General features: G+C 35.6%; 11 protein-coding genes and 1 riboswitch. All 11 genes read right to left on the bottom strand.

The annotated features are described in order from the left end of the window. Positions 1–18 precede the first annotated feature (18 nt). The 11 genes from BN2390_RS11090 to BN2390_RS11140 all read right to left on the bottom strand — a co-directional run bounded on the left by BN2390_RS11090 (position 19) and on the right by BN2390_RS11140 (position 14,239). Entirely contained in the window at positions 19–4,146 is a 4,128-nt protein-coding gene (locus BN2390_RS11090) for an AAA domain-containing protein (RefSeq protein WP_053984415.1), read from the bottom strand. Between the two features lie 145 nt (positions 4,147–4,291). After that, a complete protein-coding gene (locus tag BN2390_RS11095) occupies positions 4,292–5,131 on the bottom strand; it encodes an ABC transporter substrate-binding protein (RefSeq protein WP_053984416.1) in 840 nt (279 codons plus the stop codon). A 734-nt stretch (positions 5,132–5,865) separates the two neighbouring features. After that, complete coding sequence (locus BN2390_RS11100) at positions 5,866–6,795, bottom strand: prenyltransferase (protein ID WP_242847665.1); 930 nt, start codon at positions 6,793–6,795, stop codon at positions 5,866–5,868. After that, on the bottom strand, positions 6,792–7,619 hold the full coding sequence (locus BN2390_RS11105) for a carbohydrate ABC transporter permease (protein WP_053984417.1): 828 nt from the start codon (positions 7,617–7,619) through the stop codon (positions 6,792–6,794). Before BN2390_RS11105 ends, BN2390_RS11100 begins: the two co-directional genes overlap by 4 nt. Beyond that, positions 7,612–8,265, bottom strand: coding sequence for a carbohydrate ABC transporter permease (locus tag BN2390_RS11110; protein WP_242847718.1), 654 nt, complete (start codon positions 8,263–8,265; stop codon positions 7,612–7,614). The genes BN2390_RS11105 and BN2390_RS11110 overlap by 8 nt, the downstream gene beginning before the upstream one ends. Positions 8,266–8,476: 211 nt before the next feature. Next, entirely contained in the window at positions 8,477–9,772 is a 1,296-nt protein-coding gene (locus BN2390_RS11115; protein WP_053984419.1) for an ABC transporter substrate-binding protein, read from the bottom strand. Between the two features lie 2 nt (positions 9,773–9,774). Further along, positions 9,775–10,845, bottom strand: coding sequence for an ABC transporter ATP-binding protein (locus BN2390_RS11120; RefSeq protein WP_053984420.1), 1,071 nt, complete (start codon positions 10,843–10,845; stop codon positions 9,775–9,777). A 242-nt stretch (positions 10,846–11,087) separates the two neighbouring features. Beyond that, entirely contained in the window at positions 11,088–11,777 is a 690-nt protein-coding gene (locus BN2390_RS11125; RefSeq protein ID WP_053984421.1) for a radical SAM protein, read from the bottom strand. Between the two features lie 10 nt (positions 11,778–11,787). Next, positions 11,788–12,375, bottom strand: coding sequence for an ECF transporter S component (locus BN2390_RS11130; RefSeq protein ID WP_053984422.1), 588 nt, complete (start codon positions 12,373–12,375; stop codon positions 11,788–11,790). 1 nt (position 12,376) lies between these two features. Further along, positions 12,377–13,345 (bottom strand): nucleoside hydrolase, encoded by a 969-nt coding sequence (locus BN2390_RS11135; RefSeq protein ID WP_053984423.1) that lies wholly within the window; start codon positions 13,343–13,345, stop codon positions 12,377–12,379. A 168-nt stretch (positions 13,346–13,513) separates the two neighbouring features. Then, a riboswitch (PreQ1 riboswitch) is annotated at positions 13,514–13,558 on the bottom strand. A gap of 153 nt (positions 13,559–13,711) precedes the next feature. Beyond that, positions 13,712–14,239, bottom strand: coding sequence for a putative immunity protein (locus tag BN2390_RS11140; RefSeq protein ID WP_053984424.1), 528 nt, complete (start codon positions 14,237–14,239; stop codon positions 13,712–13,714). Positions 14,240–14,266: the final 27 nt, after the last annotated feature.

A 14,266-nucleotide genomic window follows, 5' to 3' on the forward strand; every position in this document is an offset into this window, starting at 1 on the left:
AAAGTATTCATCTTCTATCTACATTTTTTCTTGAATTTGTTCTATAAGTTCATTCATAGCCTGCGCTGGGTCTTGATAATAATAAGATGCACTGATATATACCATTTCCCACCCTATACGTTCAAGTACGGCAAGGGTATTAATCTCCCCCTCTAGTTCGGAGCTTTCTTGATACTTCTCACTTTCGCATACAAGACGAATTTCTTTTGTATCTCCTTCTATAACAAGACCTGTTAAGGTTGCTCCTGAAGGTGTATGACTTCTTACTTTATATCCTCTATTTTCAAGTTCATTCTTGATCTCTTGTTCAAAAGGTACTAAAGGTTCTTCATAATGAATGGTATCTACTGCAATATCTTTACCACAGTTGTAACAATACTCAAAGAGCCCTCTTCTAATATCTTCTTCTTTTAAGTCTGTCTCAGGATCAAAGGAATGCATAATAAACACTTGATCACGACCACGACTCATGGCAACATTGTAACGCTTTTTATATAAATTATCTGTTCCATAAGTCATCAGGCGAAGAGTATCTTTATCTCCTTTTGCATCTACCATAGAAATGAAGATAATATCTCTTTCATCCCCTTGGAATTGAGCTGGGCCACCACATAAAATGTTGCGCTTTGCATAAGCACGTGCTGTCATTTCCTTTTGTAATAAACTATCGATATAAGCCGCTTGTTTATCTCCTTTTAAGCTAATAACCCCAAAGGTTTTACCATTATACCTATCATCTGCTGCGCACTCTATAATCTTAGCAACAACTGCCTCAGCCTCTACTTGGTTCACTTGTCCTTCCTCTTTAGCATCTTGAATATAACAAGTTACAAGACTCGGCTTAAAGACTTTAGAGTTCTCGCGTAACGGTTCAATTTGGCCTTTATATGCTAGCTCATTGCTATATCCAATGATTTCTGGGACACATCTGAAGTGCTCCTTAAGCCTAACTGGCTGATAACCTGAAAGTTGAGCTAAGTCATAAATAGAAAAACGTCCAGAATACAGATAATGATTTGGTATATCTTCTAAATAAGTCTTAATCAAACGGCTAATCTCTTCTGTATTTTCTCCTACAGCAAGCGGACTTACTTGTTCATCATCTCCTACAATAAGGACTTGTTTCCCTAAGTAAAGTGCAATAAGCGCTGTCACATCTGCTTGACTCGCTTCATCAATAATTACCACATCAAATTGATTTTCTCTTGGGTCAAAGTGCTCTGCTACTTTATCAAGTGGCATAATCCATACTGGTACTGCCTTTTGACATTTTGGCATCAGCTTTCTAGCTTCTTGTTTAAGGAGCTCACGGTTTCTACCTTTACCTGCTCCCATCTTAAGAATCAACTGTTTCCACCCTTCTATAGCTTGAACTTCACTACGGTTGGCATCAAAGTCTACAAGTTTATGTAACCATGCCTTATCACATACAAGTTGTTTAGTATGATAACTTAAACGTCTTTCTACTTCTTTCATCTCTTCTTTGATGACACTGGCTGTACGCTCATGACGTTTTGCTAAAATATCTACCAATTGACGCCATAGCCATGCTTCTTCTACCCCTGTTGGAATCACAACTTCTTCGCCTTCTTCTTTGAAAGCTTCTAAGTAGCTTGCCCAACCTGGTGCTGCAAAAGCAAGTTTATCTAAAAGTTCTGCTTTACGTTTTACTTGTGGTTTCTTATCTCTCGCTTCTAAAAAGGCTTCGTAATGCTTTGTGTAGTTCTCCAAGTCTTTTGTCTTAAGTGCTACTTTAAGCCCTGTAAGTATTGGACTTTCTTTTGTACATTCTAAACTTTGTAACCATTTTTCAAAAGCTTCTTTTTCTTTGGCTGCCTTTGTTTTTTCACATCTTGCAACTTGATATTCTAATACTTCTATCATTTCTTTAAGTACAGTATGGTAAAGGTAATGTATATGACCATGCTCAGACTTGGTATAGTCTTGTTGCTCCATAATACCATCTATATCCACGCCATAAGCCTCAAGCTGTTTTGCAATAGGCATCCACTTTTTCTTATACCAATCTAAATATTTTAAAATCGCTTCACCGTACTTTTGACAAGTCATTTCAAATGGTGCTTCCATTTTATCTGTAGATTGTGCCCCAAGAGGTACCATCTGTCTTTCCCATCTTCCTTTAAGCGCTTCACGCTTTTCTTTCAGTACCATATAGTGAATAAGCACTTCAAAATCCTGCATCGTTTCTGGCTGCTTACCATTTACACGACTAGCTGCTATAATCGTCTTCATTTGAGGGTTAAGGAGCAATGTCATTTTAGATAGTTTACCAGAGTTTTGAAGTTTTTGATTGATTTGACTATAAAGGTCTAGTGGTTTTAGCTTATCATCAATTGGTGAAATTTGTGGTTCTTGTGCCATCATTTCATCTGCATAAGTTAAGCTCAGCTGATAAAGCTCTTTAATTTGAACAGCTAACGTTTGCCACTGTTCTTTTGCCTTATCTTCTCTACCTGCTTCAAGTACTGCCATACACCAAGGATCCTCTAAATGGACTTGCTCCTCTATCAATTTAATATTTCCAATTAAATCTTTTAAAGTTTCTACTTCGTAAGTATGCTCATCTTCTTTAAAATAATTTAACCATTTAGGCGTTTTATACTTTTTGAAGTTTTTCTCTGCTTCAATACATTCTTTAAAGCCTTCTGGTGTAAACATACCTGTTGTATTAAGTTCTAAGCTACAGATTAAAGCATCTTCTTTTGTTAAGTTGTCTTTAATACGATAGAGCTCTTGAACTTTATCTTCTCCAAGTGGCAGGATTGAACCATGTCGTACAGGTCCCATAAGCCACTCACAAGTTTCACGCTTTTCATCTATGTATTTAGCTGCTTCTAAAGGCTTGTAAGTCTTTCCAGCTACTTTAATCGGTGTATACTCAATTAATTTATGATTTTTCAGTTCACCAATTAATTTATCTAATGTTCTAATACACGCCTCGCGATTTTTCTCATGCATGGCAACACGTCTAGAAAGTTCACTACGTTCTAATGTGGCACGAATTTGATGAATACCTTCTAATGTATCTTCTAGTTCTTTTCTACTTTCTGCATCTTGCATTAAACTAATACAAAGTGTCTGTAATTCTGGAATAACATGATCTTTAACAACAGCTAGTGCCTTTTCGCTATAGCTTGTAACAAGAATACGTTTGCCTTCTGCTAAAAGGTGACCAATCATATTGGCTATCGTATGTGTTTTTCCTGTACCTGGAGGCCCTTGTACTAATACTGCTTCATTTCTTTCTAAGTGTTTAGCCACAAGAAGCTGTTCTTTATTGGCAGGTTTTGTAAAAAGGATTTTTTGGTCAATACCATTTACATCTAAAGCTAACTTTTTCATTGTCTCTTTAGAATTTTGATTTTTACGTACCACATCTCCTTCACCTACAATATCCGCTATAAAAGGTGGAATTTGTTTGCGCTTTTCTAAGTCTTCTAATATACCATCTAATGCAACTTGGAAGCCTAATTGTTTTTTTCTAAGGAATAACGTTGGATAATTAGAGATAATCTCTACTCCAGTATCCCCAAAAAGTCTATTTCGTACTTCCGTACAAAAACCTTCTACTCCTTTAATATCTAAGGGACTAATAGGCTCCCCTTGATAAAGCTTAATAAGCTCCACAATACTATCTTCTTCTAAACCTTCTACTAGCCCTAAAAGACCTTGATAAAGTTCTGGCCCCTTATCTTCTAAAAAGAGTGCGAAAGTTTCTGTTTCTATATCAAATGTTACATAAACTGTTTGTAGAATCAGAGGATGATTAACCTCTTCCATTCCCTCCATTCGTACTTGTCCATCTCCATAGACAAGTTCTAAAAGTTCTGGTTCCTTCTTAAGCCTGCTATAGACATTATAGAAGCTATTGTAGACTTCTTCTACTTCCTTAGCTTTTTCTTCATCTGCTAGCATCTGTTCATTCGGCTTACGAATGATACAAATAGGCTGGTCTAAAACTTGCTGTTGCCATCTTTCTTCTACACAAGCATGTTTTGGCCATCCCCCAAGTTGTTCTACCCATTCCCTGTCTTCTTCATTGGCAACCACAGGACTTTTCATACTGTGATAAGCTTTTAAGAAAGTATAGAGATTGGTTACTTTATCAATCTTATTGTTTGCCATGTTGCCCTCTTTCCGTTGTACTCTTTATTTTAACTTTTATAGTAATATTTAAAATTCACCCATCAATCAATTAGGTAAGATATGGTGCTACAACCTCTTCAGTTTAACATATATTTCGACATAAGAAAAAGGACTTTTCATGACTTTAGTCAGTTTTACCTAAATTTTTAATCAACTCTGTACCATCATATAAATTTGTGATTTCATGTTCACGATACATCCATTCCATACAAAGGTTAAAGTCCTCTAATCGAATAGGCGCTTGTGGCTCAAAGCTAAAATTCTTCATCCGTTTTGCAAAAGCTTCCTCATAGCCTAGTTCTTCATGACATAACTGAATCTTCTGAGCTTCACTTAAATGGTTAAAATAGTTTCCTGCTTCTTCTAATGCTTCATGGAAAGTACGCACACTCTCTGTATGTGCTTCATAAAATTCCTGATCAAATGCCCACATTACAAGATTTTTATCACTATTTCTTGTACTCCAAATAATCTGATGCCCTTTATCTGTTAAGTCAGTTACAAAAGGCTCAATGGCTACAAGTGCATCAATCTCTCCATGATCTAAAGCTTGCATACGTTCATAAGAATTGTTAATCCATACAATTTCTGCTTCTGGTACTAAATCTTTTAAATCATTTTCCAAGTACAATCTAAATAATCCTTTTCGATTAACCCCTGCTCGTATGCCTTCATAAGGTGGTTTAAGGCCTTTACGTCCTACAAGATGAATAGTACGGGTTAAATTTGAAGTAAGTACTGCCTTTTTACCCTGTTCTAACATATAAAAGAAAAAGGTTAAATCCCCCATCATCACATCGGATTTACCGTCTCTAAAAGGACTATTCCCATCAAAGGTAAAATCCTCTGCTAAATCTAAACAAACGTCTAAGCCTCGCTTAGCAAAAAAGCCCTTCTGATGGGCAATTAACGTTGGAATAATAAGTGGATTCTTTTTAGTATGGTGTAAATGAATTGGGTGCATATGCTGCCTCCTTAGAAATTTTATAGTTAATAAAATAAATATTTTATGGAGTGAAAACTTAGTAGTTGAGGTAGACCGGTCCGCACTACGTATGTGCTCTCCCTTTCGCTTTTGCTCAAATGGACTAAGAATGTATAAACGCCTATTCAGTTAGAACGTGCGAAAACTTGCTAACGCTCAGACACTCGCACAAAAGCCTTCCTTCATATTCGTTAACACATTCTAAGCCCATTCTCAATAAAAGCTACATGGAGGTCACCCACGCATCACCGCCCTTTTCTACTCAGTTAGGTAAATTTTCACTTCCAGTGGACACACGGGAGAGGCGAAAGAAGAGCAAACGTCTCTTCTTTGGAGATAGAACTTTCAAGTGTTTGATAAGACTTCTTTGTAGTTTACTTTTAACCTTAGAATAATTAGGTGGCTTTTATATAAAGAGTGTTTAGATAATAAAGCCATGTAGTCTAGCTAGCCTCAGACGGAAAGGTTATCATGTGATGGGCTGTAAGGTGAGTTATTGTATGGAAACTTTCTCCACAGACTTTTTAGAGAGGCTTAGAGAATGGAATCAAACTGGTTTTAGGGAAATGTCTGAAGAAAAGTGAACTTCTTTTCTGAGTTTTGACCGTTAGTTTGATGGAATGAACCTAGCCTCTCTTAAAAGTCGAGGACTAGAAGTTGGAATACAATAAGCTTGCCTACATGTCCTCACACTTAACCAAATATTTATTTGATTAGCGACCTACCATACGCATGATTAAAAACTCTATACCAAGAATTAAGTTAAAGCTATAGATGAGTAAAAGTGGTCTTGGTCCCCACTCTCTTCCCATAGTTGGGTAGACCTCTTGTATTTTGTAATAATCTTTGTACCAACGTCTATATCCATATTCATAGAAGATGACAAGACCTGTCAACATCATCCACCATGTGATCCCTCCTAGAAGATATAAGCTGATCCAACATACAACCATAACTATACCTTCTGGAATGAGAATCTTAATAGAATTTCTAAATCCGATAACATGTGGTAGTGTCACCCTTGAACCTTTGTCTTTTTCATAATCTGAAGTATTGTTTGTAGACATAAGGAATACAGTCATAATCATTGGAATAACTGCATAAAGTGTGCCTTCTGTTGTAATATGTCCTACTTGTAAGTAGGTTGAAATCCAGCTGCTTACACCACCTACCAAAAAACCCGATACTGCTTCTCCTATTGGATAAACAATATAGGGTTTTGGTCCTAAAGAATAGGTTACTGCTGCTAATGCTCCAATAACTCCCATCATAAGTACTAACAAACTTCTTGTGAGAAGGACAACCATAAGCCCACTTCCACTTGCTAGCAAGAAAAATCCAGCTAGTACAATCCAAGCATCTTTTAAAGTTGCCTCTCCTCGTACTAGTCCTTCACTACCCTTGTGATATGTAAAGGTTGACTCATCTTCCTCTGCCTTTAAATACCCCCTAATTTCATTAGCTACGTTTGCCACAATATTAAAACTAAAACCGCTAATGAAGAAGAAAAGTAACGGTAACAACTTCAAGTTGCCACTTAAGTAAGCACCAAAAAGGCCTCCACTTAATATAGGCAACCCTGTTGCAAAACCTGTTCTTACTTCCATAACGGTATATGCACGTCTAAAAAATGCTTTCATCATCTAATACTCCCTGCTGTTATGCCTTGATAAATATATTTTTGTAGCGCAAAAAATAATATTAGCATTGGAATCATACTTATAATAATTGCTGCACTAATCACATGCCAGTCTGTTTGATTAGGTCCTACAAATCTATGAATTGTCGTAGAAACTGTATTTAATTTTTCTCCTGGCATATAGAGATAAGGAATGTAAAAGTCGTTGTAAATAGCTATCATCTTTAAAAGAGCTACTGTTGCTGTTGCTGGTTTCAAAAGTGGGAAGATCACCTTTCTATAAATCTGGAAGTATGAAGCTCCCTCTAATAAAGCCGCCTTATCAATTTCTTTGGGCACCTTACTTAAAGCTTGCAGATAAATATAAACCATTAATACATCTGCTCCTAAATACAATACAATAGGTCCTAGTAAATTGTTATATAATCCTAACTTATGCATCAACTTAAATGTCCCCACCTGAGAAATTTCTAAAGGTACTATTGAGACTAATAAATAAGCAAATAATATAGTCTTCTTAAACTTAAAGTCAAAACGATTAATGACATAGGCTACCATAGAACCTATAATAATACTTCCCCCTACGCCAAATAAAATAAGAATAAACGTATTGGTAAATCCCATAAGCATTTTCCCTTCTATAAAGGCACGCTTATAGTTATCAAAGTTTAGAAAACTCTCTGGGGGGATTAATCCAGATGTATTTGTAAACTCATTATACGTTTTGAAGCTTCCAAAAAATAACGTAATAAGAGGGAAGAATATAATAAAGCTCCATAGAAGCAAACTACCATATTTTATAATATTGACTGCTATCTTCTTAATCATTTTCTTCCCCTTTATATAATTTATTTTGTATCATTGTAATAACTAAGATAACTAGACTTACAATAACTGCCATACTTGCAGCAAGACCAAACATCTTCTTCTCAAAAGCAGTCTTCATAGTTTGTAGTAAAAAAGTCATGGTGCCATTTGACCCATTGGTTAAAATGAGTGGCAATTCAAAAGCTGAAATAGCACCTATAGTCAGAAGGATAAAATTGATTTTGAGCACAATTTGTATCCCTGGTAAGATGACTATTCGTACCTTTTGCCAACCGGATGCCCCTTCTATTTCTGCTAATCTATAATGTTCTAAAGGTATACATTGTACTGCTCCAAAATAGAGAATAAAACTTTTACCCGTGTGCCTCCATATAGATATTGCACCTAATGTATAATTAACCATTTTAGGATCACCAAGCCAATATCTTGTATGCTCACCAAGACCTAGAACAGTTAATAGACTATCAAAACTTCCTCCTGGACTAAAGAAAAGGCGAAAGAGCATGGCTACTGCCATTCCACTAATGAGAGAAGGAAAAACAAATGATGCTTTAAAGAAGTTTTTCCCTTTTACCTTAGTAGAAAGTAAAATTGCAAAATAAAGCGCTATCACAATTTGAATAAGACCTGAAACGAAATATACCATGCAATTCAAAAAGACCCTAATATAACTAGGATCTGAGAGGATTTTGATATAATTTGAAAATCCTACAAAGGTCTTAGTAGGAGAAAGCCCATTCCATGAAGTAAAGCTATACTCGATAAGAGCAAAAATAGGATATATGCCAAATGTCAAAAGTAAAAGTAAAGGACAAAAAAGAAAGCAGCCAATAAGACGGCTTTCTTTTTTAGTTTGGTTACTTAGCATATTCGCTTACAGCTTTAGCCCAACTTGCTTCAAGTTCTGCAACATATGCTTCATATGTGCCATATTGATCTGGGTAAAGTCCCATATTGATAACATGTTGTAATACATCTGTTAATCTTGCTACACCTACTTCATTAGCAATGCTTGTATAAAGTGATTCTACTTCAGGTGTAACTGGTGGTGCTGTTAATACAATATTATTTGTTGCAAAAAGTGCCTGTTCTTCATCTGTAAAATCAGCAATTGATGGAGACATTCCACCTAAATCATCTGCATAATCACTTTCTTCAGAAATAAGGAAATTAAGGAAAGCACGTGCAGTTACTTTATTTGTACTGTTTACATTGATTCCTACAACTTCAGGTGCACCAAATGCAAGACTTGTTTTACCATTTAATTGAACTGGGATTGGTGCGATTTCAATATCATTACCTTCTGAAAGTTCCTCAATGGCTTTCACATCTTGTGAACCTTTCATCATCATTGCAATTTTTCCATCTGCAATCATTTGTTTACCCTGTGCAAAATCAAGTGTTACTGGATCTGGCTCTGTAAATCCATTTGCTGTAAGTGCATAGAAAAGATCCATTACTTGTCTAATAGGTTGCCCTTCTGCAAAAGCTGTACCTTTATCTAATGTATCTGCTTTAAAATTTTCCCCACCAAATGATGAAAGGGTTCCACCCCAAGTACCAAGCCCTTTTTCATAATTTGTAAAGAAAGGAATCGCATCTGTATTATCTTTAATCTTTTGACATGCATCAAGAAGTTCATCCATGGTTGTTGGGAAAGTTTCAACGCCTGCTGCTTGAAGTACTTGTTCATTATAAATAATTCCTAATGAGTTGATTGCCGTTGGAAGACCATATACAATCCCATCATAGTCAGCTTCTGTTACATCAATATACATTTTTCCAAGTTCATCTACTTTACCCAGTGGTTCAAAATAGTTTGGGTACATTTCAGGTTCACCTGACATGCTAAATGGAACGAAAAGGACATCGCCATAATCTGTTGTATTCATACGAGTCGTAATATAGTTATTGTAGTCTGCTGAAGACTCCCAAATAATATCTGTTACATTTGGATAAAGTGCTTTAAACTCTTCTTCAATATCTGCAAAAAGAATATCTGCATCTGTACGAGATGTTACAACAGTGATTGTTCCACCAATTTCATCTACTACTGTTTCACCATTTGTACCTGGTCCTTCATTTGGTGTATTCCCTGCACATCCTGTAAATACCATCGGAATAAGTGGTAATATTGCCATCCATTTTTTCATATTTAATCCTCCATTATCCTTTGTTGTGTTACTCTATCAAAATAATGTGCCTTTGCCACATTCAATTTGACTCTAACTTGTTCACCAATCTCAAAATTTCTATCACTATAGTCTTTTACTGTAAATTTACAGTTTTTATATTGTAGATGAAGCAAAGATTCACTTCCTAAATACTCTATTTTTATAAGAGTAGCTTCTAAATGCTCCCCTTCAGTCACACAGTCTATGTGTTCACTTCTTATACCCAATAAATAAGTTTGTCCTGCATACAGATTGGTTACATCTGCCAAAATCGAAATCTCATTTTCTAATGTAATGCCCTCTGTAGTCTTTTGACATGTAAAAATATTTAGTGCAGGTCTTCCTATAAATTGAGCTACAAAAAGATTATTAGGATTTTGATAGACTTCTTTTGGTGTTCCAACTTGTTGTATACTTCCTTCGTTAAGAATAACAATGCGATCTGCTATTGTCATTGCTTCTACTTGATCATGGGTAACGTACAGCATCGTTACACCTAATGTATCATGTAAGGCCTTTATTTCTTGTACCATTGTGTCTCTTAACTTAGCATCTAAGTTAGAAAGTGGTTCATCCATTAGAAAAAGCTTAGGTTCTCTTACCATTGCCCGTGCTAATGCAACTCTTTGCCTTTGTCCTCCTGATAATTTCTTAGGTTTTACTTTCAAGTAAGGTGTAAGCTCTAAAAGTTCTGCTGCCCACTCTACTTTTTCTTTAGTCTTTTCTTTGGATTCTTTACGAATACGCATACCAAAAGCAATGTTATCGTACACATTCAAATGAGGTAGTAAAGCATAGTTTTGAAAAACCATTGCCACATTACGATCTTTAGGAAGCTTATCCTTAATAGATTGACCTTCTATCAAAATATCCCCCTGCGTCAAATCCTCAAATCCGCAAATAAGTTCTAGTAAAGTAGACTTACCACTTCCACTTGGTCCAACAATAACAATAAGTTCACCATTATTCACTTGTAAAGTAAAATCTTTTAAAGCATATTCATTATGTTGATCATATTGCTTTGAAACATTTTGGAATAAAACGTCTTCCATTCGCCTCACCCCCGTCATTTCTGTAAATAACATATGTTATTTTTATAACTAACTCATTATATATAGTTTGAGAAACGTTGTCAATTTAAGGGAATTTTCTTAAGTTAGTATATACTTTTATACTAAAAGTATACATGTAAGAAAACAAAACACAGATAAACAAAGGTCAGCCTTTGAGTTTTATCTATCAGATAGTCTCTCAAGGCTGACCTTCTATATCTCTATTTAAAAATAAGTTTGCTTCAGTCCCCTACCCCAAAGTCTGTATTATTATACAGTACTTCGAATCTTGGGTCTTTGTCTAAGTAAGCATACTTTTCTACAAACCATGTTACAAGTTCTTCATCTCGTTTGATGGCTGTTGTATTGTTCACATATACGTTAACGGTCGCATGGTCAAAGTTTGCTTCAACTATTGCCATATCACGTTCTATCATTTCTTTGGCTTGTCCCTTAATGCCTACCATCATACAAGGTGAGTCAAAATATTGCTTGAGTTCTTTATAATCTTGGAATTTGGCATTTTTATTTAGAAATTCGTTTCTAAAAGTATAATCAAATGTTTCAACCCCTATTTTGAAGATAATAGGAATGCCAAAGAAATCTCTCATTTCTTGTAATCTATTTTTATAACACCAATGACTTTCTAAAAAAAGCTTTTCAATACCTTTTTCCTTAATAATCTCACGGATACGCCAAAGTGTTGCTTTGGGAAGTTCAAAACAACTTCCTGAGTTAATCACTTCTAACACTTTGTATTTTCCTGTAATGTTGGCAAGGACTTGTTCATTAAGACGATTCATCTCATCTTCTTGTGTCCCATTATCTTCTATGTAATCACAAAAACTACATTTGCCCCATACACAAGGAAATCCTTTTAAAAGTACAATCTCTCTTTGATTTTTGTTGGTTATTTCACTATAACGATCCATACGGTCTCCTTTATAAGCCTTCGTCGTGCGATTCTTGCTGTCCTATATTTGCTAGCTTTTTTAATGAACTTGGTAACACCCTTACTGTAGCAAGTACTAATAATACACCAACGTATTTATCAATGTAATCTGTAATAACCTGAACAATAAATACACTTACTACGGTTGGTACACCAATTACACCTAACACTTGTACAATATAAGATGATCCTGAAGACGTAACGCCTCCAAATACTGCAGCTGCAATCATAGCACTAATAATAGAAGTTGGTAAGGTAAAAATAAGTACACCAAGTGGTGTTTTATTCCCTTTTAAGTAACCTTTCTGGAACATCCACCCTGCAATAAGCCCTGTTGAAATCTGTACAGGTGCAAAATATAAAGAATAGATATCGAAAGTTACACCACTTACAATACTTCCTCCAAGTCCTGTTAATATGGCATATTTAGGTCCAAGTAAGCAGGCTACCATAATGGTACCAATGGAATCCATATAAATAGGCAATCTTAATGTAAGTGCTACAAAAGCCCCCACAATATTTAGTGCTATCCCAAATCCAACTAAAGTTATTTTTCTCACATCAACTTTTTGCTTCATCTTATAGTCCTCCTACCATAGAGTCTATAAGGCCTTCATAACCTACAAAAAGTTTTTTTAGAAATAGACTCATAAATTGTTTTTCATCTACGCTTACATTAATGATGGCATTAGGTTGCCTTTTATAGAAGTTTTCACTATCTACAATAGATTGCCCTACAGCAATGCCCTCCGTTACAACTTCTACTGAGCTTTCAAAACCTTGGCACAAGTTTCTATCTATAAAATAGGCCACGGCTAATGGGTCATTGATAACACATCCAATGATACCTTCTTGTTGCCAATGAAAATCAATGTAGAATCTTGTAATCTCAGTAATAAAGGTTGCAAGTTTTTCATCTAAACGATTTATGAATTCTATTAAGTTTGGTGTTAAAACAATTTTTCTTGTCACATCTAACCCAATCATATGGATTTTACGTGGTAAATGTTGATAAGTATAATCTGCTGCATGCGGGTCTACCCAGTAATTAAACTCTGCGACAGGTGAACAATTTCCATGAATCCTATAGGCACCTCCCATTGAAATAAATTCATCCAAATACCCAAAGGCTTCTTCATCTTGCATTAATGCCTTTGCAATATTTGTAAGTGGACCTAGTGCAATAATAGATACCTTCTCTTCTTTTCTTAGCGTATCTAAAATAAACTGCACACCATCTTCATGAATAAATGATTCCTCTACACCCTTGTAGAACATCTCACCTAGTCCATCTTCTCCATGTGTATCTTGCGCTGTTACCAGTTCCCTTTCTAGAGGAACCTCTTCCCCTACATACACAGGAACCTGTGTCTTTTCACAAAGTTCTAAAACTTTAAGGGCATTTTTTGCTCCCATCCTTGCAGGCACGTTGCCACTGCACACCGTGATACCTACTACATCCAGTTCTTCTGACTTTAATGCCAGCATCAGTGCTAATGCATCATCAATTCCTGGATCACAATCAATAATTACCTTTCTTCTTTCCATAACTTTCTTCCTCCTTAAGTTTATTAAATAGTTTAAGGAGAACCACATAAAAATTTTGAGTATTCTAAATCAAATAAGCCCCTTTAATGATAAATGTTTCATCAAAAGGGGCTCAATTACTCTCAATATTCTTATGCTAAGGGTCTAACAATATACTGCCACTATATGTTTACCTTAGTTTTTTATACTGGGAGGTTCTCGAACCAGTCCTAGAGATTTATTCTAGATTTACCTTGCTATAGTAGCATGTTTAAAACTATATTTCAACTTTCTCTTAAAAAGCTCTTTCTAAAAATAAATTGTTTCTACGTAAAAAAATCCTGTCTAACTAGATTTAAGTCTCTAACTAAACAGGATTTCTATTAATTAACAATTCCAGTTAATCTTGGCTGGATTTTTTTCGTCTTTTGCGGCAATCTCACATAGAGCTGCTTCCATTTTAGCACATTCATTTGCTGCAAGCTGATCATAAGTGTCTGCTGACTCATTTATTCCAACTTCATTATAGGCAATAGCTGCCGAACCATAAAATGCAACCGCTAATGAATGAGTTGGTGTATAAATAATCCCTGCTGCTGCACCAACAGCTCTAGCGGCCGCTTGAGATGCTGGACTTGCTTCTGCTTCTTTTGCCGCAACTTGCACTTCTTTGATTATTTTCTTAGCAATATGTAATTTGATCTTGCCATCAAGATAGTCCTGAGCCGCATTAAATGCATTTGCTAGGCGATTATCATTAGGATAATCCTTTTTATAAATAGGAAGTATATGGGCCTTGGCATAGTCCATTCCCCAAGTTGCAAGGGTTACTGTACTTTGTGTTTCAATTAATCTCATAAGAGATACTATATAGGGTGAATCCGCACTTCCAAGCATTTTTCTTAGTTTTGCCATCTCAATACGCCCTCTCTCTTGTATTTA

Source organism: Niameybacter massiliensis (genome assembly GCF_001282685.1).
Lineage (GTDB): Bacteria > Bacillota > Clostridia > Lachnospirales > Cellulosilyticaceae > Holtiella > Holtiella tumoricola.